Annotated in this window: 24 protein-coding genes and 1 tRNA gene; 12 read left to right on the top strand and 13 right to left on the bottom strand. The window is 49.7% G+C overall.

The window, feature by feature from the left end; all coding sequences use genetic code 11:
• Positions 1-71 precede the first annotated feature (71 nt).
• Both NZM04_11015 and NZM04_11010 read right to left on the bottom strand, forming a co-directional pair.
• Positions 72-1133, bottom strand: coding sequence for a ribonucleotide-diphosphate reductase subunit beta (locus tag NZM04_11015; protein MCS7064545.1), 1062 nt, complete (start codon positions 1131-1133; stop codon positions 72-74).
• A 59-nt stretch (positions 1134-1192) separates the two neighbouring features.
• Positions 1193-4111: a ribonucleoside-diphosphate reductase subunit alpha gene (locus tag NZM04_11010; GenBank protein MCS7064544.1), complete on the bottom strand. Its 2919-nt coding sequence runs from the start codon at positions 4109-4111 to the stop codon at positions 1193-1195.
• 436 nt (positions 4112-4547) lie between these two features.
• Between NZM04_11010 and NZM04_11005 the strand changes: the two genes are divergently transcribed.
• Positions 4548-6032: a cryptochrome/photolyase family protein gene (locus tag NZM04_11005; protein ID MCS7064543.1), complete on the top strand. Its 1485-nt coding sequence runs from the start codon at positions 4548-4550 to the stop codon at positions 6030-6032.
• A gap of 9 nt (positions 6033-6041) precedes the next feature.
• On the top strand, positions 6042-6653 hold the full coding sequence (locus NZM04_11000; GenBank protein ID MCS7064542.1) for a flavin reductase family protein: 612 nt from the start codon (positions 6042-6044) through the stop codon (positions 6651-6653).
• Here the strand turns inward: NZM04_11000 and NZM04_10995 are convergent.
• The 8 genes from NZM04_10995 to carB all read right to left on the bottom strand — a co-directional run bounded on the left by NZM04_10995 (position 6568) and on the right by carB (position 14520).
• Positions 6568-9138: an insulinase family protein gene (locus NZM04_10995; protein ID MCS7064541.1), complete on the bottom strand. Its 2571-nt coding sequence runs from the start codon at positions 9136-9138 to the stop codon at positions 6568-6570. The two genes, NZM04_11000 and NZM04_10995, sit on opposite strands and share 86 nt — an antisense overlap.
• A 103-nt stretch (positions 9139-9241) precedes the next feature.
• Positions 9242-9724, bottom strand: coding sequence for a hypothetical protein (locus tag NZM04_10990; GenBank protein MCS7064540.1), 483 nt, complete (start codon positions 9722-9724; stop codon positions 9242-9244).
• Positions 9725-9738: 14 nt separating this feature from the next.
• On the bottom strand, positions 9739-9894 hold the full coding sequence (locus NZM04_10985; protein ID MCS7064539.1) for a hypothetical protein: 156 nt from the start codon (positions 9892-9894) through the stop codon (positions 9739-9741).
• An 8-nt stretch (positions 9895-9902) separates the two neighbouring features.
• Positions 9903-10850, bottom strand: a complete 948-nt coding sequence (locus NZM04_10980; GenBank protein MCS7064538.1) for a D-alanyl-D-alanine carboxypeptidase — start codon at positions 10848-10850, stop codon at positions 9903-9905.
• Between the two features lie 69 nt (positions 10851-10919).
• Positions 10920-11972 carry a phosphate acyltransferase PlsX gene (gene plsX, locus NZM04_10975; protein MCS7064537.1) on the bottom strand — a complete coding sequence of 351 codons (1053 nt, stop codon included), beginning with the start codon at positions 11970-11972 and terminating at the stop codon, positions 10920-10922.
• Between the two features lie 24 nt (positions 11973-11996).
• Entirely contained in the window at positions 11997-12182 is a 186-nt protein-coding gene (gene rpmF, locus NZM04_10970; GenBank protein ID MCS7064536.1) for a 50S ribosomal protein L32, read from the bottom strand.
• A 4-nt stretch (positions 12183-12186) separates the two neighbouring features.
• On the bottom strand, positions 12187-12660 hold the full coding sequence (locus tag NZM04_10965) for a hypothetical protein (protein MCS7064535.1): 474 nt from the start codon (positions 12658-12660) through the stop codon (positions 12187-12189).
• 48 nt (positions 12661-12708) lie between these two features.
• Positions 12709-14520 carry a carbamoyl-phosphate synthase large subunit gene (gene carB / locus NZM04_10960; protein MCS7064534.1) on the bottom strand — a complete coding sequence of 604 codons (1812 nt, stop codon included), beginning with the start codon at positions 14518-14520 and terminating at the stop codon, positions 12709-12711.
• A 96-nt stretch (positions 14521-14616) separates the two neighbouring features.
• On the opposite strand from carB, the gene NZM04_10955 reads away from it, so the two are divergent.
• Positions 14617-15441, top strand: coding sequence for an RNA methyltransferase (locus NZM04_10955; GenBank protein MCS7064533.1), 825 nt, complete (start codon positions 14617-14619; stop codon positions 15439-15441).
• On the opposite strand, the gene NZM04_10950 is transcribed toward NZM04_10955, so the two are convergent.
• Positions 15431-17212 (bottom strand): ABC transporter substrate-binding protein, encoded by a 1782-nt coding sequence (locus NZM04_10950; GenBank protein ID MCS7064532.1) that lies wholly within the window; start codon positions 17210-17212, stop codon positions 15431-15433. The two genes, NZM04_10955 and NZM04_10950, sit on opposite strands and share 11 nt — an antisense overlap.
• A 23-nt stretch (positions 17213-17235) precedes the next feature.
• Here NZM04_10950 and dusB point away from each other — a divergent pair, with 23 nt between their 5' ends.
• Complete coding sequence (gene dusB / locus NZM04_10945; GenBank protein MCS7064531.1) at positions 17236-18414, top strand: tRNA dihydrouridine synthase DusB; 1179 nt, start codon at positions 17236-17238, stop codon at positions 18412-18414.
• Here the strand turns inward: dusB and NZM04_10940 are convergent, their stop codons facing one another.
• The gene (locus tag NZM04_10940) at positions 18415-18699 is read right to left on the bottom strand and encodes an acylphosphatase (protein MCS7064530.1); all 285 of its coding nucleotides are present in this window, start codon (positions 18697-18699) and stop codon (positions 18415-18417) included.
• 44 nt (positions 18700-18743) lie between these two features.
• Here NZM04_10940 and NZM04_10935 point away from each other — a divergent pair, with 44 nt between their 5' ends.
• The 3 genes from NZM04_10935 (at position 18744) to NZM04_10925 (ending at position 21187) form a co-directional block, all read left to right on the top strand.
• Positions 18744-19118 (top strand): hypothetical protein, encoded by a 375-nt coding sequence (locus NZM04_10935; GenBank protein MCS7064529.1) that lies wholly within the window; start codon positions 18744-18746, stop codon positions 19116-19118.
• Between the two features lie 37 nt (positions 19119-19155).
• Positions 19156-19722 (top strand): dCTP deaminase, encoded by a 567-nt coding sequence (dcd, locus tag NZM04_10930; protein ID MCS7064528.1) that lies wholly within the window; start codon positions 19156-19158, stop codon positions 19720-19722.
• Between the two features lie 67 nt (positions 19723-19789).
• Entirely contained in the window at positions 19790-21187 is a 1398-nt protein-coding gene (locus NZM04_10925; GenBank protein MCS7064527.1) for an MBL fold metallo-hydrolase, read from the top strand.
• Positions 21188-21337: 150 nt separating this feature from the next.
• Here the strand turns inward: NZM04_10925 and NZM04_10920 are convergent, their stop codons facing one another.
• Positions 21338-21901 (bottom strand): HAD family hydrolase, encoded by a 564-nt coding sequence (locus NZM04_10920; GenBank protein ID MCS7064526.1) that lies wholly within the window; start codon positions 21899-21901, stop codon positions 21338-21340.
• Positions 21902-22008: 107 nt separating this feature from the next.
• Between NZM04_10920 and NZM04_10915 the strand changes: the two genes are divergently transcribed.
• From NZM04_10915 to NZM04_10895, 5 genes are all read left to right on the top strand, one after another.
• A tRNA-Leu gene (locus tag NZM04_10915) sits at positions 22009-22089 on the top strand.
• On the top strand, positions 22063-22293 hold the full coding sequence (locus tag NZM04_10910; protein MCS7064525.1) for a small basic protein: 231 nt from the start codon (positions 22063-22065) through the stop codon (positions 22291-22293). The genes NZM04_10915 and NZM04_10910 overlap by 27 nt, the downstream gene beginning before the upstream one ends.
• Positions 22294-22295: 2 nt before the next feature.
• Positions 22296-23081: an rRNA pseudouridine synthase gene (locus NZM04_10905; protein MCS7064524.1), complete on the top strand. Its 786-nt coding sequence runs from the start codon at positions 22296-22298 to the stop codon at positions 23079-23081.
• 4 nt (positions 23082-23085) lie between these two features.
• Positions 23086-23298 carry a 30S ribosomal protein S21 gene (rpsU, locus tag NZM04_10900; protein ID MCS7064523.1) on the top strand — a complete coding sequence of 71 codons (213 nt, stop codon included), beginning with the start codon at positions 23086-23088 and terminating at the stop codon, positions 23296-23298.
• Positions 23299-23562: 264 nt separating this feature from the next.
• Positions 23563-24672: glycosyltransferase family 4 protein (locus tag NZM04_10895; GenBank protein ID MCS7064522.1), on the top strand; the 1110-nt coding region annotated here is incomplete at its 3' end.

Genomic DNA, 24672 nt, shown 5'->3' with positions numbered 1-24672 from the left:
ATATGACCTAAATGAGGCGGATCAAAAGTGCCGCCCAAAAGTCCTATGCGTAGCTGAGGCTTAGATTTCAATTACCACTCAAGAACTGCGCCTTTTTGATACTCTGTGACCTTCTTTTCAAAAAAGTTGGACTCTTTTGGGAGATCTATTGTTTCTGACATCCAAGGAAACGGATTCCTAGAACCGTATTTAGCTCTCAGTCCAATGCGCTCTAATCTACGATCAGCTATATGTTGAACATACTCTCTAAATAGGTTAGCATTAAGCCCTAGAATACCTCGCGGTAATGTATCCTGTGCATACAAGATCTCTAATTCTACGGCATTTTCTATAAGTTCTTGAATCTCTTTTTGGAATTCAGGAGTCCAGAACTCAGGATTCTCCTCCTTGATACCATTAATCAAATCAATACCAAAATTAAGGTGTATAGATTCATCTCTCATGATATATTGGAATTGCTCTCCAATACCTACCATTCTGTTTTGCCTTCTGAATGAAAGAAGCATAACAAAACCAGAATAGAAAAAGATACCCTCCATAATAACATAAAAACCAACCAGATTCTTGACAAATTTTTGTATATTTTCTAGAGTATCTGTTTTAAAATTGTCTTGGACGATATCTTCTGTAAGGCGCATGGTAAAAACATCCTTGCCGTGTATTGAATCTATTTCGTGATACATGTTGAATACCTCACGTTCATCAAGATTTAAGGATTCTACTATATAATGAAAAGTATGAGTGTGTATGGCCTCCTCGAAAGCTTGGCGAAGGAGATATTGACGACATTCAGGGTTTGTAATGTGCTTAAATATAGCTAGAACTATATTATTCCCAACTAAGGATTCTGCTGTCGAAAAGAAGCCAAGATTGCGCATGATAACAAGCCTTTCATCAGGATTGAGACGGTTTGATTTCCAAAGTTCTATATCACGTTGCATCGATACCTCATTCGGCATCCAGTGATTAGCACAACCGTTTAAATAATGCTCCCATGCCCACTTATATTTAATAGGCATTAATTGGTTTACATCAACGGTATGGCAGTTTATTAGACGCTTGTCTTCGACATTGATGCGTTTGGTTAAATCATACGGCTTGGGAGGTGTATTGTATGCGACACAGCAAGACATAGTATTTAATTGGGTTTAGGTTGTTTATATGTTAGGTTGAAAAAATAAACTTGCATATTTTATTGACAACTTTCACAACCTGTGTCCATTATACTGCATGCTTGTGGAGTTACTGTTTGATAACTATTATGATTTAATTTTTGTTCTGGCGAATCACGTTGAACTCTAATTCTAGACGAGGCAGACTGATTCTTCATCCATCGGGGCTGTAACCCACGACGGTTAATGTCTTGCGTAGATTTTTCGATGCTAGTTGCAGATTTTGATCTTAGGTAATATGTTGTTTTAAGCCCTTTGATCCATGCAAGCTGATACATTTCCGAAAGTTTCTTTCCGCTGGGCTGTGCTATATACAAATTTAAGGACTGTCCCATATCAATCCATTTTTGCCTTCTAGATGCTGCTTCAATTAACCAATAGGGTTCGATATCGTATGCAGTCTGATAAAGATGCTTGATATCATAAGGAATGCGCTCTATTTCAGCTAGTTCACCGTCGTAATACTTTAAGTCATCGAGCATTTGATCGTCCCATAGATTTCTACTTTTTAAATCTTCTACTAAATAGGTGTTGATAATTGTAAACTCACCAGACAAATTCGACTTGACATAAAGGTTTTTAAAGGTTGGCTCAATTGACTGGGAAACACCAATGATATTCGAAATGGTAGCAGTAGGAGCTATAGCGAGACAATTAGAATTTCTCATCCCGTATTTTTTTATTGTCTCACGGACAGGCGTCCAGTCCATATGAGAATCTGTATTTACGTCGAGCTCATCGGGCAGGCGATGTTGCCTTAAAATTTCAATCGAATCTAATGGCAAAATCCCTTGATCCCATTTTGATCCTTTGAATGATGAGTATGGACCACGTTCCTTCGCCAACAAAGCAGAACTTAATATAGCATGATAAGATATAAATTCCATGGTCCGATCCGCAAACTCGACTGCTTCTTGGCTTGCATAAGGGATTCTGAGCGCATATAGACTGTCTTGAAAGCCCATTAGACCTAACCCAACAGGACGATGACGAAGATTTGCATTTTTTGCCTCGGGGATCGGATAGAAATTAATATCTATCACATTATCTAACATGCGCATAGCTGTTTTAATTGTCTGCGCAAGTAATTCCCGATCTAGGTTTCCATTTTTAATATGTGCTACGAGATTTACAGAGCCTAGGTTACATACAGCGACCTCTTCCGTGCTAGTGTTCAATAAAATTTCTGTGCATAAATTTGAAGAATGTATAACGCCAACATGGGATTGTGGGGAGCGGAGGTTTGATGGATCTTTAAATGTTAACCATGGGTGCCCTGTTTCAAAAAGCATAGTTAACATTTTTCTCCATAAATCCTCTGCTTGAACCTGTTTGTAGATTTTAATTTTACCTTGAGAAGCTAGTGATTCATAGTATAGATATCTTTCCTCAAAAGCTTTGCCATACAGGTCGTGTAAATCAGGGGTTTCGTTTGGACTAAAGAGGGTCCATACCCCACCTTGTCTGACGCGCCGCATGAACAAATCTGGTATCCAGTTGGCGGTGTTCATGTCGTGAGTGCGTCTGCGGTCGTCCCCAGTATTTTTTCTTAGTTCGAGAAAATCTTCAATATCGTAATGCCAAGTCTCAAGATAAGCACACATTGCTCCTTTCCTTTTGCCGCCTTGGTTTACAGCCACGGCCGTATCGTTAGCGACTTTAAGGAATGGAATTACTCCTTGGGACACCCCGTTAGTGCCTTGGATTCTAGATCCAGTAGCTCTAACATTTGTCCAATCGTTTCCTAAACCGCCCGCCCACTTAGATAATTTGGCGTCGTCGGAAATTACTTTGAAAATATGTTCTAGATCATCATTGACTGTGGAAATATAACAGGAGGAAAGTTGTGGATGCCTTGTTCCAGAGTTAAATAATGTTGGAGTGGAGGAGATGAAATAAAAGTTTGATAGGACATCATAGAATTCTATAGCACGTCTGGTTGGATCGTCTTCTAGCAGGGCCAAGCCCATCGCTACACGCATCCAGAAGTATTGCGGAGTTTCTAAGCGATGATCTTCGTGATGGATAAGGTATCGATCATATACTGTTTGCAGCCCCATGTATGCAAATTTTTCATCGCGCTTTATAGCGAGCGATTCTGATAACTTATTTAGGTCATAAGTTGTTAGAAGGCGTTCATCTAAACGATTTTTTTGGACAGCAAATTTTATGTATGCGGGGAATTTCTGCCTATAAGTATTTTCAAAATTGGGTTCACTAATATCACAGCCTAGAGTTTCTCTGTATAATTTATTTAAAAGTAACCTAGCGGCTACATATGAGTAAGCAGGGTCTCTTTCTATACGGGAGCGAGCTGCGTAGATCATCGCTTGTTCGAGCTCGTATTCCTTTACCCCATCATAAAGATTTTTAATCGTTTCATCTAGCAATTCTTGCCATGAACATATCCCTTCGTATCCTCTGCAGGCCAGCATGATTTCGCGCTTGATTTTTTGTATATCGAGCGGTTTTGTAGTTCCATCATATTCTATGATGTTTATCTGAACGGAAGGATAGTCTGTATGATCCTTCTCTCCCCTGAGTGCTCTAGCACGACGACGTTCTTCTCTATATAGAATATAAGATTTGGCGACGCTTAAGTGCCCTTGGCGCATCAACTCCATTTCTACTAAATCTTGTATCTTTTCCACATCCAGTTCTTCGCCTCTTATTGCTGCACTTAGAGCTTGACCAGAAACTTTGTTAGCTACTTCCCTTATTTCATTTACCTTCTTTTGATCCAAAGGCGTCGATTCCGGAATCTGATACACATCCCTAAAGGCAGCCTCTATCGCTAGGTAGATCCGGGTTTCGTCGAAATCCACCCATCGTCCGTCACGTTTTTTTACTTGGAATTTTCGACCTTGTAGAGGATCTATCCCATTTAGGGTCATCTGCCAGTCGGGAAGGACGCTTGAAGAAGTTGATGGATTTGCCATAGACTTATGCACATTAAGATTTTTTACATTTAAAAAAATAAAAACTTTCGTAAAGCCTTATTTGTTAATTTGGAATTAATGCGCCTGCTCACGATCTTGAGGGTTACTGGAGATGTTATCCACAATATGTTGTGTAGTTTCTTAATCTCCATACACAGCAAATAGTGTATGTCCTCGCTTAAAAGTCAACTCTTTCGTTTTATTCAGCTAATTTTTTTTTAAAAAAATGCTTGCCAACATGACTTAAGTCTTTGTTGCTTGCGCCGTAGTTTTTTCAAGCATCCAGACGGGTTTCGATCCATTTAATCAGTATCGATGACTGCAAATCCGACTTTTTTTACTCACTTTGATTAAAATTTTTTTGCTTTTTCCTTTATTCTTTATTTTTGGGAATTGGTTTTCGGCGTAGTTTGCCTTCTTAATGATCCAGGCATTTTTGATTTTTCCCCATCAACTTTTCTGGCCGCATCCTTGTATTCAAGCCCAACAAGAGGCCTGTCCAACGAAAGCATACCTCGTTGAAGAAATCCTCTTTTTCCGACAATACCCTTTCCACAAACATAAGCTGCTTTTTCATTTGGCCTCTCTTTCAGCTTTTAAAGCCAAATGGGAAGCGTCTTGCTCAATCCCAATCTACAGGATTTGTTCACACGATGAACGGAGTGACGTCCGTGCGCTTATCCCATATCTTTCTAAGCAAGGCGTTGGACAAATTTTGACGATCGAGCCAGATGACGACTGGCTCAAACAGCGCCTTGTAAAAACTTGTCTCGCGCATGCCATTGCAATTCGTTTCCTCCCCAATCCAGCCCTTCTTACTAGCCACGAGCAAAACGAAGCCCTGCTTCCGCTAAACAAAAAGCCTTTTCAAACCGACTACTATATCGCGCAGAGAAAACGTCTCCACATTCTCCTTGAAGCCAACAATAAGCCTACCGGCGGCTCTTGGACCTACGACACATCCAACCGCTTAAAGCTGCCTCATCTTTACCCTGTTCCTCCATACGATCCCCCTGGGCCGTCGCGCTGGGTAAAAGAGTGTATTCCTTACCTTGAAAAACATTTTCCACAATCCCCTGGCAATCCTGATGAATTCTGCTTCGCCGTCACCCACTCAGGTGCGCGGCGACAACTCGAAGCCTTTCTCGAAAAACGTCTCCACGACTTTGGCCCGTATGAAGATGCCATCGAGCCTGGGCATGATTTCCTCTTTCATTCCGTATTGACGCCCTATTTGAACGTCGGCCTTCTCACCCCGCGTGAAGTCATTCAAGCGACTTTGGAACGGCACCGAAAACAACCTGTGCCACTTAATTCTCTCGAAGGTTTCATACGTCAGATTATCGGATGGCGAGAATTTATGCGTGCCGTTTATCATCTCTATGGTCGAAGGATGCGCACCACGAATTTCTGGAACTTTACGCGCCCTCTTCCGAAAGCCTTTTATTCTGCGACTACAGGCATACTTCCCGTAGATGATGCGATACGGAAAGTCTTGCGGCTTGCTTATGCGCACCACATCGAGCGTCTCATGGTGTTGGGCAATTTTATGTTGCTATGTGAAATCCATCCTGATGCAGTTTACCGCTGGTTTATGGAGTTATTTATTGATGCGTATGACTGGGTGATGGTGCCTAATGTTTATGGCATGAGCCAATTCGCTGACGGCGGTCTGATCACGACGAAACCTTACATTTCGTCCAGCAACTACATTCTCAAAATGAGTTCTTATCGACGCGATCCTGCATGGACTGAGCCTTGGGATGCGCTTTTCTGGCGGTTTGTAGATAAACAACGAGCTTTTTTTCAAGGCAATCCTCGTCTCTCGATGCTTTTGAAAACATATGACCGCATGCCTCAGGCGCGGCGTCGTCGGCTCCAGGAGGTTGCGAATAACTATCTTCAGAAGCTGCACTCTTGACCAATTGTTATGTCGCTTCGCCCATGGAATCTGGCTCCGCAGGCAGTTTATAGTCTTGCTGTTTATCCAAAGGAGGCCGCTCGATCATCATTGTGTTTTCCTCGGGCGTTAAATATCTGCACATACGTCACGCCTATCACTTTGCAGCCTAAACGTTACGCTATCGCGCTTTATACTCCGAGCTACACGTTGAGTTGCCTTCTTGAATGTCCAGAGGCGGATTTGGTTCTTCATCTGCTCTCGCGTGAACAGTTGCCCTTAGTTCCCGTTTTAGGGCAACGAAGCGGATGGCGTTTTGATAAGGTAGACTACCTCCGCAGGCACGGTTGGCTTAAGATCTGGAACCATCGGGCTGTCCTGACTCAGACGGCTGCTTATTTCCAGTTGCGTCTTGGTGAGGTCCGGGAAGCAGGCGATCATCATCTTGCAATAATGGATCTCGTGCGAGCAAAGGGGGAACGAGCTGCGGAGGATGTCCTAACGACTCATCACCTCATTGAACAGGGGGTGATCCTAAAGTCTCGCAGGGCTAGGGCTAGGAAAGGGGATTCTTCGGATTTAAGGGTGAAAGCGAGACAGTCACGTAAGGTCGCGTGGGGTGAAGATATTCAGCAACAGTAGCGTTGAGAGAATCGAGGGTGATGGATTCAAGCTGCTCTATGCGTCGAGTGTGAAAATCGTAGCCGAGTCCGTATAGATAATTCAACGTGGCTTGATGGGCGATGCTGGATGCATTTTGCATTTCCATGGTGTGAAGTGAAATTAATTTTGAGCGTGACCGTTGAAGCTCGGCCTCTGAGAGGCCTTTTTCTGCTAGGAGCGTGATTTCGTTTTTCAATATTTCGAGAACCTCCTGCAAACGCTCGGGGGCTGTGCCTAGATAAAAGGCGAAGTGTCCGGCGGTGAGGCCGGTGAATTGTGAGGCACCGACGTAGTAGGCAAGCCCGAGTTCTTCTCGAATTTTTTGGTAGAGTCTAGATCCGAGATCGGATAAGGCTTCAGAGGTGAGGTCAAAGATTGGTTTTAGCGGACTCGTCAAAGGGACTGTGGGAAATGCTAGGACGAGAACAGCTTGATCTTTTTCATGATAGTTGTGAAGGGTCTTAGAATGAGTAAGGGGAGCTGGAGTAAGGTGATGGAGAGGGCTTGATGAAGGATCTGGATAGGTGGGCAGGGGTGAAAGCCACGATAAATCGGGATTTAAATCAGTAGGCCCGTGTAGGGCGAGAATCCATGGGGTGCGGGAGCGGAGTTGTGAACTGAATGCTACGACGTGTGCAGGAGAAAAATTTGCGACTGTCTCTGCTGTGCCGAGTGGAGATCGGGCATAAGGATGATCGGGATAAAGAAGAGCACGTGATTTTTTGCGAGCGACATTTAAGGGGTTATCCATTTCGGCGGCAATTTCTGCGAGCTGTTTGCGTTTTTCTGTCTCGATTTCTTCAGGCTTAAATTCTGGCTCGAGTAGAATTTCAGCGAATAATTCAGTTAATAATTGGCTATGCTCGCTGAGGCCTTCGATGGAAATGGTGGTAGCGTTATTCCCAGTAGTGCTGTGGAGGTGGCCGCCGAGAAATTCGACGGCTTGAGCGAGATCAGCAGCCGAGCGGCGCTGCGTGGATTTTATCCATGAGCGGGCTGTGAGGCGGGCTAGACCGGCTTGTTCAGGAGATTCGGAGAGTAAAGCACCTAGCAGTGTGAAATGTAGGCCGTATAGTGGCAAGCGTGGTTCTGGGATCCGAATGTGAGGGGGGCTAGGATGGAAAATAGCATTGGATTGAGCGGTATGAGGCTGTGGAGTAGTGGTTTGTTTTGAAAATGTGGACGGGGTGGAGGCTGAGGGGGCAGGAGTTAAGATAACGAGATTTTCTTGGTCGGGGTGAAGGTATTTTTGGGCGACCTCGCGGATGAGATCAGGGGTGACGGTAGAGAGTTTTTGTAGATAGCGATAGGAGAGGGCTGGATCTCTTGCCAAGAGCCATCCTTGGCCGATGGCGGCGGCTTGACCGTGCATGGTGCGGAGTTGGTGGTAGTGTTGAGCCAGAGCTTGATTTTTTATGCGAGTGAGATCGTGTGTAGAAAGTGGGCGAGAGGCTAGTTGGTAGAGGATTTCTCGAAGCTTCGGGATGAGCTCGTCTTGTTGGTGAGGGAGACAGTAGGCTTCTGCACCCCAGACACCGATGTCGCAGGGGGCGTAAGTGAAAGCGTTTATCTCTTCAGCTAGACCTAGATCTTCGACGAGGCTTCTGTGCAACCAGGCGCTGAGACCTTCTCCAGCTAGCATCGCCAAAAGCTCTAGTGCTGGCATGTCTGTATGATCAAAGCCGGGAATTGGATAAAGGAAAGCGACGCGAGCAAGGTCTGTAGGGAAGTGACGTTTGGCCTGTCGAGGTGCGATTTGCCGTGGCTCTGGAGCTAAGGAAATATCGGGCGATAGACGCCGAGGAGCTTTTCCTAGGGTCTGCTCAAGGTGTGGAATAAGTGTTTCAGGGACAATGTCTCCGACAATCACTAGGGTGAGATTTTGGGGAGCGTAGCGTTTATCAAAGTAACTTAGAACGTGCTCGCGCGTCAGGCGATTGAAGAGGTCGAGTTGACCAATGATGGGGTGGCGAATCGGGTGATGGGAAAAGGTGGTGGCGAGAGCGAGCTTCCAGAATTGGTTATCGGGGTTATCCTCTCCCATGGCGAATTCGCGGCGAATAACATCTTTTTCCGATTCAAATTCATTTGCAGGGAAAACGGGATTTAGGATTGCGTCGGTGAGAACATCCAATGCTTTCACGACATGATGGGAAGGCAAGTCTACGTGGTAGACGGTGCGGTCGTAAGAGGTGTAGGCGTTTAAGTGGCCGCCGATGTCTTGGATCTCGAGGGCAAGCTGTGTGCTGTTGCGAGTAGCAGTGCCTTTGAAAATCAAATGCTCGACTAAGTGTGATAAACCGCTGCCGAGCCATTCCCCTTCGTGAAGGCTTCCAGTGGGAATCCAGTATTGAATGGAGACGAGAGGGGCTGAAGTTTCTCTTAGGAAAAGTAATGTAGCGCCGTTAGGCAAGTGGTGAGGGAAAATTTCTTGGAATTGCATGGTGATAAGTATGGAATGCAATTTTTCTAGGAGAAATATGTATATGTGAGCCTCTTCAGTCCCCCCGTTTGGAGCCTCTTACTGTAAGCAATTGAAGGAGATACCGGAAAGAGAAGGAGTGCGATTAATCCGCAGGTTGTTTCTTTGAATTTTTTTTGCGTCTGATTGCACGCGGAGATCGCTTTTTTTCTGGGGCCGGAGAGTTGAGTAAAGGTAGAGGTTCTTTCGGTCGGAACGGGTGAACGAACGCCTCATCGAAGTTGTATCCATTTTTGAAGTCGTTACGACTGTCGTGCTCGGTTTTTCCGAGGATGCCGCTATCGACGAGGTTGAAAACCACTTCTCCAAAGTCTTCGCAACTGCGTATGCCCCATTCGTTCAGCACCGTTTTGGTCATAGGACCAAACTCCTTGAGAGCGTATTCGCGGAGTCCGATGAGGAGCTCTTGACCAGTGACGTGACGACGGGCGTTTGAACCATTTTGTTTTTTTAATGTTTTGAGAGTATAGTCTAGACCCTCGCGGACAAAGGAGTATGTCTCACGGCAGTAACGTTGGTCTTTCTGGCAGATTTGGTCAATGATTTCTTCGAATTTTTCCTTGGCCATAGCAGCGGATATTTTTAGATAAAAATTTTTGGATTTGTGAATACGTTTTTTAGAGAATTTTTTTGTGCTGGGGAAGGAGATCGCAGCCGATAGACGATATTTCCGATGATTAGAATTAGTGAGAAAATCAGGATGATGGCTTGTTGTCTAGGTGTGAGGTAAAAAGCCATGAATGGGATCAAGGCAAGACTTCGATTTTGATTTTTTGCTGAGCCATGGAGGGCCTGTTAGGTGCTAGAGATTCTGTCGAGGGGCGACGTGTATATGCGGCCGTGTGTGGGCGCGCATATTGATTGTAGTAGGTATATTGTGGAACTGAGGTGCCTAAAGTGCGGAAGAAGCCAAAGTCAAAAAGCTCTTGTGCATCATGCCATTTATTGGGGCTATAGAGGATAATCAGGTGAAGTTCGCGTCCTGACCGTGTTGCTGAAGCGGCGTAGGTATGGCGAGAGGCGCGAGTCCAGCCGGTCTTGGCTGGGCCCATGCCATAGTAGCGACCGAGAAGTAAGTTGTGGTTTTTCATGTAGCGTCGTCCGGCCCGAGTTTGTAGATAAAAACCATTGGTGGTCATTATTTCTCTAAGCTCAGGGTAACGCAAGGCATGCTGGAATATAATGAGTAGGTCTGATGCTGTGGTCACTTGCCCTTCTGCATGAAGGCCGTGTGGATTAACAAAGTGCGTGCGTGAGCAGCCAATTTGACGAGCCTTCTGATTCATCATATTTACGAATGCAGGGACGCTACCTGCAATGTGGCGAGCGATTGCTAGTGCAGCATCGTTACTGGAACTGATAAGCAGGGCGCGGACGAGAGTGCGAAGAGGGACTGTCTCTCCTGCTATTAGTGGAATGTATGTTGGAACCACCTGGGTGTCGGCTTTTGTGATAGTGACGTTTCCATGAAGGCCGCGGTTGGCTTCGTATGCTACGAGGGCGGTCATGATTTTTGTTGTGCTGGCGGGCGGGAACGGGGTGTGGATGTTTCTCGCGTAGAGGATACTTCGTGTTTTAACGTCAAAGAGTAAAGTGGCGCCGGCCTTGACATTGTCTAGGGGGTTAAATTCTGCATGCATGGGTAATATGAGCGCCAAGGTTGCTAGCAACGCCCCATAGATTGTTTTGTGCATATGCTTGAAGTGTATGGAAAATCGAATTCTTGCGCAAGAAATTATATTTTTTATTATAAGAAAATTAGGTCATTCGGATTGGAGTTTGAACTCTGCTTCGAGCGTTGTGTTGTCCGCCGATTCTTTTTTTAGCTTGGAAATTTCTTCGACGATGTGGTCGTTAAAGTGGTCACTGACGAAATCCATGGCTAGACGGATCGTATTTTTAATAGCCAGTGGGGAAGCGGAGCCGTGGGCTTTTAGGACAAGGCCATCGATGCCTAAAAGAATAGCGCCGCCAAAGACATCAGGGTCAGCACGTAGTTTTAGGTCGCGAAATGCACCGCGGGCGAGGAAGGCGCCGAGTTTGTAAATGAATTTTTTTTGGATGGATTGTTTGAGCCAGTAGCCTACGGCTCGGAAAGTGCTTTCGGCTGTTTTGAGTAAGGCATTGCCAACGAAGGCATCGGCAATGAGCACGTCGCAGCGATCAGAGAAAATTTCATGACCGTCAAGGTTGCCGATAAAGTTGAGGCTGGAGTTTTTCAGGAGTCGGTGGGTTTCAAGGGTTAATTCGTTCCCTTTTATGTCTTCTGTGCCGATGGAGAAAAGGCCGATCCTTGGATTGCGGATGCCGAGGATTTCGCGGGCGTAGAGGCTTCCCATTAGGGCATATGTGAAGAGGTGTTCCGGACGGGCTTCGAGATTGGCTCCTGCATCTATCAGGATGAAACGCTTGTCTCGTCCTGGTAGCACGCAGGCCAATCCAGGACGATCTACCCCGGGTAGTGTGCGAAGTTTAATGTGGGCAGCAGAGAATAAGGCACCAGTATTCCCAGCAGAGACGACGGCTTGGGCGCGTCCGTTATCGACTAGTTCAATTGCTCTTGTGAGTGATGAGTCGCGTTTTTTCCGAATAGCTTGGATGGGGGACTCGTCCATCCCGATCACTTGAGTCGTATGGACAATCTCAATCCGGTGAAATTGATGATGAGGCTGGCGATCGAGTTCTTTTTGTATGAGATCTTCAGGCCCGGTGAGAATGAGCTCAAGGTCGTCATACGCATCCAGAGCCATGATTGCTCCTGCGATGGGGTGCTGGGGTGCAAAATCACCCCCCATAGCATCTAAGGCGATTTTCATGGGTGGGATGCCGTGTGATCCTGCTCAACCCTCAGCTGTAATAGAGAGAACTTGACGACCTTTGTATTGACCGGTCTTGGGATTGACGGTGTGCGAGAGGATGACCTCTCCAGTTTTCTTATCTATGGCTAACTGTGGCGGTCGCCATGCGTTGGCGGCTTTGCGTGAGCGGATGCGGGCTTTGGATGTTTTACGTTTGGGGACTCCCATAGTTTTATTCCTTATCTTTGAGATTTATGAGTTGATCAAGGGCTTTCCAGTTATCCTGGCCTCCTATTGGCTCATTGTTTTCAGGTCTTGGCGGATATCTTTCTCCCATGTATGGGCAAACGTAATCAGGACCAAGCTTACACTGAGCAATATGAGGAATTTCGATGAGAATATCTTCGCGTAGCTGAGGTGTCAAGTCCACGGCCTGAGGAAACGGCGCATAAATAGTGTAGGTAAACCGGGAGACGTTTACAGGCCAAGGCATAGGAAGACCGCAGCGGCCACAGATAAGTGTGAGGGTGGTTTTTAATGTGCCACGAACGATAATCTGATCGGGGGTCACACGTTGAGCGATCAAGTAAACTTCTAACGGATGTGTGGCTCGGGCAAGGGCATCGTTTAGATCTAGGGCAGAAGGGGGGAGCGTGGCTTCGAGCTTGATCGGTGATTCGTGGATTTGAGCGGGCTGGAGGATCATATTCCTGGTAAGTTAGAGTAAACCTAAAGAATCTCAGAGCAAGCGGCTTTACTTTATTTTTGTTTCAGATGGGTGATATTCTTGCAAGGCTCGAATTTGAATAGGTCGTGAACGCATCGATCTAATAGCTTCAGCACTCGCTCGAGCTGCAGCTACGGTAGTCATCACGGGCACTTTGCATTGCAGCGCTGTGGTGCGAATTTTCACTTCATCTTCCCGTGCCGTTTTTCCGGCTGGAGTGTTGATGATCAAATGAATTTCACCATTTTTCAAACGATCCAGCACATTGGGGCGTCCCTCGGTGAGCTTATAGACGCTTTCACAGGGCACTCCTGCTTGCTGAAGGGCTTGTGCAGTGCCATTGGTCGCTAGGATTTTCAAGCCCGACTCATGTAGGGATTGTGCCACAGAAATAATGTGCGGTTTATCCTCATCTCGGACGCTGATAAATACACGCCCCGAGGTCGGCAGGGCAGGCGAAGCTGCCATCTGTGCTTTGGCGTAGGCGATACCAAGATCGGTATCAATCCCCATTACCTCGCCTGTGGATTTCATCTCCGGCCCGAGAAGAATATCCACCCCTGGGAATCGTGAAAATGGAAAGACCGCTTCTTTTACCGAGTAGTGTGAGGGTTCGATTTCCTCTGTGAAACCTAAGTCCTTCAAGGTGTGGCCGACCATGATCTTTGCGGCCAGTTTTGCCAACGGCACACCTATCGCCTTGCTTACAAAAGGGACAGTCCGTGAAGCACGTGGATTTACCTCGAGCACATAAAGCGTCTCTCCTTGAATTGCAAACTGCACATTCATCAGTCCAACTACATTCAGCTCCTTTGCCATCGCATGAGTCGCCTCTCGGATTTTGTTTTTCATCGCCTTTGACAACGTGGGCGCTGGGATCACGCATGCGCTGTCTCCAGAGTGAACGCCAGCTTGTTCAATGTGTTGCATAATTGCCCCTATCACTGAAATTTCACCATCTGCTATGCAATCCACATCGACTTCGATCGCCTCTTCCAAAAATCGATCGATTAAAACCGGCCTATCAGGGGAGACGGAGATCGCATTCCGCATGTAATGGCGAAGATCATCGGGATGATAAACAATCTGCATAGCACGTCCTCCCAGCACAAAGGAGGGACGAACGAGGACCGGATAACCGATTCGTTGTGCCACCGAAATGGCTTCCTCCTCGCAAGTCGCTGTGCCGTTTGGGGGCTGATTTAATCCAAGTTTGTCCAGCATCTCTGCGAAGAGACGACGATCTTCTGCTCGCTCAATACTCTCAACGGAAGTCCCTATAATCGGCACGCTAGCCTCGCGTAATCCAGCAGCAAGATTCAGCGGCGTCTGCCCTCCAAATTGCACGATCACGCCTTTAGGCTGTTCGTGTTTAATGATGTGAAGAACGTCCTCAAGCGTGAGAGGCTCGAAGAAAAGCTTGTCGCTCGTATCGTAATCGGTTGAGACCGTTTCAGGATTTGAGTTCACCATGATCGTCTCGTAGCCCAGCTCGCGTAAGGCAAACGCAGCGTGCACACAGCAATAATCGAACTCAATGCCTTGCCCGATGCGATTAGGGCCACCGCCGAGAATTACGATTTTAGGCCGATCGGTTACCTTTACCTCGTCTACATCCCGATCATAGCTGGAGTAGTAATAGGGCGTAGCAGCTTCAAATTCAGCGGCGCAAGTGTCTACAAGGCGGTAGGCTGGGATGATGCCGAGACGGTAGCGAGCTGCGCGGATTGTCTCTTCGGGGAGCTGCCAAATTTGAGAAAGCTGCCGATCGGAGAAACCGTGTCGTTTGGCTTGTTCCAGCAGTGATACAATAGAATCGGGATGAGAACTCGCGTTCATGAGCGGATAACGGTGTTAGGCGATTTACGGCAAGGATTCAACGGTGGATTTTGTTTTTGCTTGTCGCGAAATGCAGATGCATGAGGATGGGAGAAGATGCCTGAAGTTATTTTGCTTTCAGACCTCAAAGATAAACGCATCGAGCCTTATCTCTGGATGCGACGTCCTCGTGAAATGCGCGAGCGTGGCGAATTTGTGGCAGAGGGGATCAAGGTCGTCGAACGGCTTATGGCTGCACAGCTTGAGGTGAAGTCGCTCTTAGTCCCTCTGGATGCTGTGCCGGAAATCGAGGCGTTGACTCGGCTTTATGGCTACACTCACATAAAGATCTATGCTGCTCCGAAGCCACAACTAGAGCAGATGGTGGGATTCCCACTGTATCAAGGAGTGATGGCCTTAGCTTGTGTCCCGCGAGCAATCAGCCTTCAGGAGCTTTGGGAAAACACCACACGGCCTAGGTTATGGATAGCAATTGATGGATTGACAAATGCAGAAAACGTCGGAGTCGTCGTGCGCAACGCCGCAGCTCTAGGTGCACAAGGACTATTGGTGGGGAAGGGGAGCAGTAGCCCATGGCTGCGCCGTGCCGTGCGTTGCTCAATGGGTGGAGTTTTTGCTCTGAAAATAATCGAAGGCGTTGATCTCGTCCAGGCAGCCGCATGGATGCGCAGCTGTGAAATGAAAAGCATTGCCGTAGAGATTACACCGGACGCTCAACCCTTATGGCAACTCAGTGCGCACAAAGACGTCTGTTTGTTTTTTGGTCAAGAAGTCGGAGGCGTGAAGAAAGACGTTCTCTGCGCAGTGGATGGTAAAGCTTATATTCCGATGAGTGGTAATATGACTTCAATCAACGTTGCGAACGCTGTAGCGGTCGCTCTTTATGAGGTTGCAAGGCAGCGGCAGATAACTACGGCGTGAGATAAAAGGCCTCGAGGTTCCATTCAGGGCTGCCCGTGCTCGGGGGCAGTTGGACGTTGGCCCAACGATTTTTGATGCCGAAATAAGTATTTGGCGTAACCAAGTAAATAAAAGGGAGCTGTTCGCTCATGATGAGCTGCACTTCATCGTAGTAAGCTTTTCGCTGAGCTTGATCAAGGGTTTTTAACTGTGCTTCCATCAGCCAGTCTATGCGTTTTTCCCAATCGGTCGCAGGTGATTTTTGATTGGGATGCCATTGATGGAGACGGCCAGAGCTGTGATAGATAGACATGCCGCCGTGCGGATCGCCACCACCTGTAAAGCCTAGAAGGCCTGCCTCATAATCGTAAGTCTCTGAGATTTTATTGACGAGACTCCCAAAGTCCATGAATTGAAGGCGGACATCTATGCCGAGATGGCGCATGTTTTCTTTAAAGACGGTAGCCATCGCTTGGCGTATCGGATTTTCTTGATTTGTGATCAATGTAAAAGCCACACGATGGCCGGCTGAGTCAACAAGCTCGCCTGCACTATTCCACGTGAAACCGGCTTCTTTCAGTAATTCCCGTGAGCGGGCAGGATCGTAGGGGTATTGACGGACGTTGGGGTTATACCATTTTCGGTTGCTAGGACTCTCAGGCCCCCAAAGTGGCGCCCCTCGACCGAAGAGCACGCCTTCGACGATGCCTTGGCGGTTGATCCCGTATGAAATGGCTTGACGGAAACGTTGGTCAGCAAACCATCTGCGTTTTATGGGATCGACAAACGGTCGTCCTTCCGCATTGGTGCCAGGGTTTTGATTAAACCAAATGAAGCTGCTTGCAGTCGAAGGACCGCGGTCGTAAATGGTGTATTGGTGCACCTTTTCATTTTTTCGTATCCATTCGATGTTGTCCGGGGTAATGCCTGCGGAGTCGGTCTGTCCTGTTGCAAACGCTACAGCTGCCGCCGTAGCATCCTTGACGAAGCGCACGATCATGCGGTCTATGTAAGGGAGGCGAGTGCCTTCTTCATCTAGCATCCAGAAATGAGGATTGGCCTCATAAATCATGCGTTCACCGGGACGATATGAAGCGAGGCGAAACATCCCGAGGCTGACGAGCTCTTCCGGATGCTCTTGGGCGGTGGCGACTGTCCATGTCTTCAGAAGCGTGCCGTCTTGGTAAGCGGCTTCGAGTTTGTGTTTGGGCAAGATTTCTAGACCCGCTCCCACGTAGAGCAAAAATGGAGCGAATATATCAGGTGTGATAATGGTGAGCGTATAATCATCGTGTTTCTCGATAATGAAGGGTTCACCGTTAATCTTAAATTCTGTGGATTTGCGATTGGGATAACGCGGATCGTAAAGAGCTTGGAAGGTGAAGACCACGTCATCAGCAGTAAACGGAGCACCATCGCTCCAGCGGACGCCTCGGCGAAGATGAAATGTAAAACGTTTTTGACAAGGGCTAATCGTCCATGCCTTCGCGAGTCCCGGTTCGACATCCTCTATGATTGGATTGTAACGTAGTAACGTTCCTTGCAGCGGCGCCATTGCGGCGCTTGAAGCGGCGTCTTCACTGATGAGCGGGTTAAATGTGTTCGGCTCGCTCATCATTACTTGAATGTAATGTCCTCCTGGCTTGCCGGTCGCAAAAGGACTTTTAAGATATTCCTCCGGAGGCGGGTAGTTCGGCCGTTGTAGAGGAGGGATGCTCATTGGGCGGCAGCCTAAAAATAGCGCCGATAGCCAGGCAAGCACTGCTAGGGCATGTCTGCTGGTCATTGGCATGGAGATTTGTTAGCTTTGTGGTGATGCTGCGTGAAGTGCAAAACAAAATCCCAACATTGAAAATAGGAGGCCATCTCTTGTCCTCACCGTTGGTTTTATCGCCTCTTGCGGGTTACACGAATTTGCCCTTTCGCATCTTGATCCGAGAAATCGGTGGAGTCGGATTGTGCACAACTGACCTCGTGAACGCGCGATCGTTGATTGAACGAAATCCCAAAGCTCTGCGATTGATCCGGAGTTGTGAAAAGGATCGTCCTTTGGCGATCCAGTTATTCGGATCGGTAGCTCATGAAATGGCGGAGGCAGCACGGATTTGTGAGGATGCCGGAGCGTTTAGTGTTGACATCAACATGGGATGTCCCGTCCGCAAAGTCTGCCAAGTCGGCGGAGGTTCTGCCATGATGCGGGAACATCAACACACTGCGAAAATAGTCCGCGAAATGATTCGTGCGGTCAAAATCCCCGTCACGGCAAAGATGCGTCTCGGATGGGATGAGGATAATATCACAGCTCCCGACCTTGCTCGTGTCTTACGTGATGAAGGGATCGCAGCCATCACCGTCCATGGTCGCACTCGTTCACAAGGGTTCGGCGGAAAAGTGAACCTTTCAGGCATCCGGCAAGTGGTTGAAGCGGTGCCGGAGATACCTGTGATCGGAAACGGCGATGTGACGACCCCCCTCTTGGCAGAAAAAATGTGGCAAGCGACGGGTTGCGCTGGAATCGGTATCGGCCGGGGAGCCTTTTACAACCCTTGGATTTTTCTCGATACGTTGCATTACATTAAATCCGGTGAACTTCGGCCTGAGGTGAGCTTCGAAGAGCGAGTGCGTGTGATGAGGCGTCATTTAGATCTGATGGTAGAAGTTTTCGGGGAGGAATTAGGATGCAAAATGTTTCGAAAGATTGGGCCTTGGTATGCGCGTCGATTTGGCCCTTGTTCTGTATTTAATAAAGCAATAGTGCAGCTCCATTCTCGGCGGCATTTTGAAGAGATACTTGGCGAATATATTGCTTGGCGTTCTCAATTTCTGGATGAAAACGGCGAGTTGTTGCCTCGCTACAAGCCTGCCGAATTTGAAGATACGTTGGTTGAGGATAATGCCGATTCTACTGATAAAACAGAGGTAGCCTCTCAAAACTTGGCTAATGCAGGAAGAAGGACAATCCCCGTTCCAAAAGGACCTGTTGAAGTTTGGTAATCAGGGCACAATACGAAAGCTGTGAAAGATATTTTCTGGCGGATGCCATTGAACATTGGATTCTCGAATAAATGATTTCAAATGGCTTGTCTCGATTGCCGATAGGAACGCATGCACTTCTTCAGCAGTGCCCTCTGCTAATAACTCAACCGTGCCGTCTTCTCGATTGCGAACCCACCCCGTCACTTCATATCCACAGGCGATTTTGGTGGCAGATGCACGGAATCCAACACCTTGCACCCGGCCTTTATAAATCACCCGAGCCTGGATCTTTTCCGACGACATAAAGCCGAGCTTGCCTGGAAAAATTTAAGCTGCAAGTTTCAGACATGGCAAAACTCTCAATCTTTTTTGGTTTACTTCTCATCGCGACAGGATTGGTTGGTCAATATCTCCTTGAAAGCCGTAGCACCAGTGCTCTGATTCCTACAATCCCGGGGGTGCTGCTTCTGATTTTAGGAGCATTAGCTATGAAGTTTACAGACATGTCTAAGCACTTCATGCATGCATCTGCTGTTATTAGTTCACTGGGATCACTGGTGCTCTTCATGGCCGTCCCTAAACTTCCTGATTTAATTAGCGGCACGGCCCAACGGCCGAACGCCATCATCATGCAACTGATCATGGGTCTGCTCTGTTTAATTTTTCTTATACTCTGTATCCGTTCATTCCGTCGCGCACGCCAAGCCCAGTCCCAAACGTAATTATTCAAACATTCCCTGGTCTCTCCCTTTTTCATCTATGGCAATCCAACCTGACCATTGGATCCGTAAAATGGCGCTTCACCACGGAATGATAGAGCCGTTTGAAGATCGTCTCGTCACACGCGTCAAGAATCATCGCGTGATTAGTTACGGCCTCTCAAGCTACGGCTACGATCTTCGTGTCGCAAAAGAATTTAAAGTCTTTACCAACGTGTATAATGCGCTTGTTGATCCTAAAGCTTTTGACGAGCGTTCCTTTGTAGATATTCACGCCGACACCTGCATCATCCCCCCAAACTCATTCGCACTAGCCCGCAGCGTCGAATATTTCCGCATTCCACGGGATGTTATCACTATTTGCATCGGCAAATCCACATACGCGCGTTGCGGCATCATCGTCAACGTCACGCCATTTGAGCCAGAATGGGAAGGCCACGTCACCCTTGAAATTTCCAATACCACTCCACTGCCGGCCAAAATCTACGCCGGTGAAGGGCTAGCCCAAGTCCTCTTTCTTAAAGCGCAAGAAGTATGTGAAGTCTCCTATGCCGATCGCAAAGGAAAATACATGAAACAAACCGGTATCACGATTCCTAAAGCCTAATCCTCCCATCTACTCACCGGGTCGCGCGCCCCATGTCACTCTTACTACTAAGTTAAAACTTCACCCCATGCTCCGATTCACAAACCTCACACAAGCCAACGAAATCGGTGCCAACAGCTATCTCCTTCATCTTGCCCCAGACTCCGCAGTGCTTCTCGATGCAGGCATGCATCCAAAAAACGAGGGCTATGATGCTCTCCCATTACTCGACCTCGTCCACTCTACCCCACTGCGATCCATTTTTATCAGTCACGCTCATCACGACCACACTGGCACACTTCCCCTCTATCAACGCCAACATACATCCGTCCCGGTCTTCATGACGGAAGCCACCGCATGCCTCACTGAGACGCTTCTACACAATTCCGTTGAGGTCATGTCCAAGCAACGCACCACAGTCCACCCCGAATACCCGCTCTACACCCACAAAGAAATCACACGCATCTCTAAACGTTGGCAACTTTGCTCCCTTGGCCGTCATTACGATCTTCAAGGCGACCCTGCTACCCCGAAAGAGACTTGCACCTTTCGCTTCCACGATGCCGGTCACATCCTCGGCTCCACGGCCATTGAGTTCACAGTGCAAAACAAAAAAGTCCTCTACACCGGAGACATCAATCTCTCTTCACAGACACTCATGTTCCCAGCTCGCCTTCCTCACATCCGATGGGACCTCCTGATCATCGAAGCTACGCGCGGAGAAAACACCTCTGCCCCCACCATCCATCGCGAACAAATCATTAACCACTTCATCACTCGCATCCGAGAAGTCTTTGAGCGCGATGGTTCCATTCTCATCCCATGCTTTGCCCTAGGAAAAACCCAAGAGACCCTTACCCTGCTCTACCACGCCCAACTACAAGGTCAGCTCCCCCCTACACCAATCTACATCGGCGGTCTCAGCAAAGCGTTCACCGAGATCTATGACCGTCTTGCCCACCGCTCCCCGCGCGCCCACCCCGATCTCCACATCCAACGCCAAATCCAACCCCGCCTCCTCGATGGCCGCACCGCTCATAATTTCCGCCCCGCCCCACGCACCATCTACCTCCTTTCCTCCGGCATGATGACCCCCAAGACGCTCTCCAACTTCCTCGCCCCCCACTTCCTCAACGACCCCCGGCACGCCATCTTCTTCATCGGCTATTGCGATCCCGAATCCCCCGCAGGCCGCCTCCTACACTCCGTAAACACCTCCACCGCCTCTCCCCCCTCAATCTCCCTCGATGAAGAAGAAGAGCCTCTCCCCGTCCACTGTTCCGTCGAGCACTTCGACCTCACCGCTCACGCACAAGGCTACGACCTCCTTCAATACATCCTCCAAACTAACCCCCGCCACTGCATCCTCGTCCACGGCGACCCCGCAGCCCTCCAAAACCTCAAACAATCCATCCACACCTCCGCCCCCCACATCAACGTCATCATCCCCCCACCTCGCGAATCAATCGAAATCGATCTCGACTAACTTCCCCCGCCCATTCCACGCCACCCTTCACCCTCTCTCCCTCCATTCTCATCAGCTCCAGCACCTGAAGTCTAGATTCACGTTAACCTCCACCGCCATACCGTCGCCATCCTACAACCCCGATCCGCTCGCCCATCGCCTCTTCCTCACTCAAATCCTCCCATCCATCGCCTCTTTCAACCGAACCATCACCCACCCCACAGCCTCCGCAAAATCCCTTGCCACCCAATCCGCCTCCCCCTTCGCGCGCTCCACCTCCGCCGGATCATGCCTCCCCGTCAACACCAACACCCCCTTCACCCCAGCATTCCTCGCGCATAACATATCGCTCCTCCTATCCCCAATAAAAAACGAACGCCCCAAATCCAAATCCAACTCCCTCGCCGCCTGCCACACCAATCTCGGCGAAGGCTTCCGACACCCCTCAGGATCCCACTCCGGCGTCCCGTAGCAACTATACACACGCTCGATCACCCCCTCCCCCACAAGCTCCATCACCCGCCGATTCACCGCCTCCACCTGCTCCACCGAGATCAACCCCCGCCCCACACCCGACTGATTCGTTATCACCACCAACGCCAACCCCGCCCCCTTCAACCGCCACAACCCTTCCCTCACCCCATTCAACAACACCACCCCCTCCGGATCCCCAAGATACGGCACATTCACAATCAACGTATCGTCCCGATCCAGAAAAACAGCCGCACGCGCCATACCACACCTCCTACCACACCACCCACGCAAGAAAAGTCCAAACCCACCCCTCCACCACCGCAGATTTTCTTGACCACACACCCCTCTCTGTTAAACACCACCCTACCGCACTCGTGGCGAAATGGCAGACGCGCTAGCTTGAGGTGCTAGTGGGGCAACCCATGGGAGTTCGAGTCTCCCCGAGTGCACATCACCCAAAAAAACTCCATCAACAAAAACCCCAAAACCCCATCCACCCTATGTCCCAACACCGCAGCCTACGATCCAAAGCAGCCACCATGGCCAAACGCAACGTCCTCAAACGCATCGAACGCATCGACCTCATGAAAAAACGCGGCCAATGGAAAGAAGGTCAACCCGTCATCGGCCTCCCCAAGACTAAACCCGAATAACCTTGCCCCCCATCCGCCTCAACCGCTTCCTCGCCCAAGCAGGCCTCGGCTCACGCCGCGCCGTCGAAACCCTCATCCTCCAAGGCCTCATCGCCGTCAACGGCCAAATCACCCGCTCCCTCGCCACCCAAATCCACCCCACCGACACCGTCACCTACCGCGGACGCCCGCTCACCCCAGCCCGCCCCATCTACGCCATCCTCCACAAACCCAAAGGCTACACCTGCACCGCCTCCCCACAACACGCCGAAAAAACCATCTACCAACTCCTCCCCCGCCACTGGCCCCGCACCTTCTACGTCGGCCGCCTCGACAAACAAAGCGAAGGCCTCCTCCTCATCACCAACGACGGCGCCTGGGCCCACACCCTCACCCATCCCCGCTACAAAATCCCCAAAATCTACCACGTCACCCTCGACCGCCCCTACGACCCCACTCACACCAAAAAACTCACACACGGATTCCCCATCCCAGGCGGCTACGCCCAATGCCAGCACGTCCAACCCCTCTCCCCACGCACCCTCCGCATCACCCTCACACAAGGCCTCAACCGCCAAATCCGCCACATGCTCTACCGCCTCGGATACGAAGTCGAGCGCCTCATCCGCGTCCAATTCGGCCCCATCACCCTCAAAGGCCTCCCCAAAGGCCACTACCGACTCCTCACCCCAAAAGAAATCCACGCCCTCAGCAAAGCCCCTGAAAAAAAACCCACCAAAAAACTTGACGCCACACCTCCACCCAATAACATCCCATCTCCCCATCCCAAAACAACACCCAACAACTAACCCAATGTCAGAAGTAAAACTCAAAAAAGGAGAATCCGTAGACAAAGCCCTCAAACGGCTCAAACGCAAACTCGACCGCGAAGGCACCCTCCGCGAAGCCCGCGCACGCCGCAACTACGAAAGCCCAGCCGAACGCGCCCGCCGCAAAAAACGCGAACGCCGCCTCAACACCTGGGGCTACTTCTCCCTCAACTCCAAAACCCCCACCACTATCTAAGCCACAGCAAAGCACCGCCCGATCCTCCCTCTCCCCCCCTAGACTCCCTCTAGTTCAACCTCTGCACTAAAAGGCCGCCTTAACCCTTTACAGCCAGCCTTCTAACACCTACTGCCCCATCACCACTGCCCAAGAGACCCTCGACCCTAAACAAACTCACCAAACATCCATTCGCTCTCCGCTGCCTCCACTGCCCACACTCCCCACACCCCGCATCAAAGCTCGACCTCGCCCTCTTACACCGATAACCTATCCCACCACACCATGCCCCCCTACCACATCACCATAGACGGCTGCTGCCTCGGACGCCGCAAAACCGGCAACGAAACCTACCTCCGCGGCCTCCTCCAAGGCCTCAAAACCGTCGCCTCCCCCGACCAATGGCGCATCACCGTCCTCACCACCTCACACTACACCCAGCCCCGCGACCCCTTCTTCCACTGGCACGAAATCCCCCTCGGAAACTTCATCACCCGCAACTTCGCCACCATCCCACGCACCCTAGAAAAACTCCGCCCCCACCTCTACCACGCCATCTACTGGACCCGATTCTACGCCATGCCCGTCCCCGTCATCCTCATGGTCCACGACCTCTCCTACGTCAGTTTCCCCCAAGGCTACCCACCACACCACCTCCCCATCTACCGCCACCTCATCCGAGCCTCTGCCCGCCGCGCACACCACCTCCTCACCGTCTCCGAATTCTCCAAGCAAGAACTCATCCGCCACTGGGCCATCCCAGCCCACCACATCACCGTCACCTACAACGGCGTCAACCCCGCCTTTCACCCCCCCTCTGAGAACTCCCCACCCACCACCCAACCACCGCACCCCACCTCCCCCCCCTACATCCTCTACGTCGGCAACCTCCACCCACGCAAAAACCTCGTCCGCCTCCTCCAAGCCTTCGTCCACCTCCGCCAAACCACCACCCTCCCCCACCGCCTCAAAATCGTCGGCCAAGTCGCCTGGATGGCCCACGACATCTTCGCCACCGTCCGCGCCCACCGCCTCCAAGACCAAGTCGACTTCACCGGCTACGTCACCGAATCCGACCTCATCCACCTCTACCAACACGCCGCCGTCACCGTCTATCCCTCCCTCTACGAAGGCTTTGGCCTCCCCGTCCTCGAAGCCATGGCCTGCGGCTGTCCCGTCGTCTCCTCCGCCACCACCTCCATCCCCGAAATCGCAGGCGACGCCGCCGTCCTCGTTGACCCCTACAACCCGCGCGCCATCGCCGAAGGCATCTGCCGCATCCTTCAAAATCCCGACCTCGCCGCCACCCTCCGCCAAAAAGGCCTCGCCCAAGCCCAAAAATTCACCTGGACCGCCTGCGCCCGCGCCACCCTCACCGCCTACCAAAAAGCCCTC

The organism is Candidatus Methylacidiphilales bacterium (genome assembly GCA_025056655.1).
Lineage (GTDB): Bacteria > Verrucomicrobiota > Verrucomicrobiia > Methylacidiphilales > JANWVL01 > JANWVL01.
This window is presented reverse-complemented; position numbering and strand designations above follow the sequence as displayed.

Excerpts from the sequence above, each read along its gene's own strand:
- NZM04_11015 (MCS7064545.1), bottom strand. The coding sequence starts at position 1,133 with ATGTCTTGCTGTGTCGCATACAATACACCTCCCAAGCCGTATGATTTA.
- NZM04_11010 (MCS7064544.1), bottom strand. The coding sequence starts at position 4,111 with ATGGCAAATCCATCAACTTCTTCAAGCGTCCTTCCCGACTGGCAGATG.
- NZM04_11000 (MCS7064542.1), top strand. The coding sequence starts at position 6,042 with ATGTCGCTTCGCCCATGGAATCTGGCTCCGCAGGCAGTTTATAGTCTT.
- NZM04_10990 (MCS7064540.1), bottom strand. The coding sequence starts at position 9,724 with ATGGCCAAGGAAAAATTCGAAGAAATCATTGACCAAATCTGCCAGAAA.
- NZM04_10985 (MCS7064539.1), bottom strand. The coding sequence starts at position 9,894 with ATGGCTTTTTACCTCACACCTAGACAACAAGCCATCATCCTGATTTTC.
- NZM04_10980 (MCS7064538.1), bottom strand. The coding sequence starts at position 10,850 with ATGCACAAAACAATCTATGGGGCGTTGCTAGCAACCTTGGCGCTCATA.
- plsX (MCS7064537.1), bottom strand. The coding sequence starts at position 11,972 with ATGAAAATCGCCTTAGATGCTATGGGGGGTGATTTTGCACCCCAGCAC.
- rpmF (MCS7064536.1), bottom strand. The coding sequence starts at position 12,182 with ATGGGAGTCCCCAAACGTAAAACATCCAAAGCCCGCATCCGCTCACGC.
- NZM04_10965 (MCS7064535.1), bottom strand. The coding sequence starts at position 12,660 with ATGATCCTCCAGCCCGCTCAAATCCACGAATCACCGATCAAGCTCGAA.
- carB (MCS7064534.1), bottom strand. The coding sequence starts at position 14,520 with ATGAACGCGAGTTCTCATCCCGATTCTATTGTATCACTGCTGGAACAA.
- NZM04_10955 (MCS7064533.1), top strand. The coding sequence starts at position 14,617 with ATGCCTGAAGTTATTTTGCTTTCAGACCTCAAAGATAAACGCATCGAG.
- NZM04_10950 (MCS7064532.1), bottom strand. The coding sequence starts at position 17,212 with ATGCCAATGACCAGCAGACATGCCCTAGCAGTGCTTGCCTGGCTATCG.
- dusB (MCS7064531.1), top strand. The coding sequence starts at position 17,236 with ATGCTGCGTGAAGTGCAAAACAAAATCCCAACATTGAAAATAGGAGGC.
- NZM04_10940 (MCS7064530.1), bottom strand. The coding sequence starts at position 18,699 with ATGTCGTCGGAAAAGATCCAGGCTCGGGTGATTTATAAAGGCCGGGTG.
- NZM04_10935 (MCS7064529.1), top strand. The coding sequence starts at position 18,744 with ATGGCAAAACTCTCAATCTTTTTTGGTTTACTTCTCATCGCGACAGGA.
- dcd (MCS7064528.1), top strand. The coding sequence starts at position 19,156 with ATGGCAATCCAACCTGACCATTGGATCCGTAAAATGGCGCTTCACCAC.
- NZM04_10925 (MCS7064527.1), top strand. The coding sequence starts at position 19,790 with ATGCTCCGATTCACAAACCTCACACAAGCCAACGAAATCGGTGCCAAC.
- NZM04_10920 (MCS7064526.1), bottom strand. The coding sequence starts at position 21,901 with ATGGCGCGTGCGGCTGTTTTTCTGGATCGGGACGATACGTTGATTGTG.
- NZM04_10910 (MCS7064525.1), top strand. The coding sequence starts at position 22,063 with ATGGGAGTTCGAGTCTCCCCGAGTGCACATCACCCAAAAAAACTCCAT.
- rpsU (MCS7064523.1), top strand. The coding sequence starts at position 23,086 with ATGTCAGAAGTAAAACTCAAAAAAGGAGAATCCGTAGACAAAGCCCTC.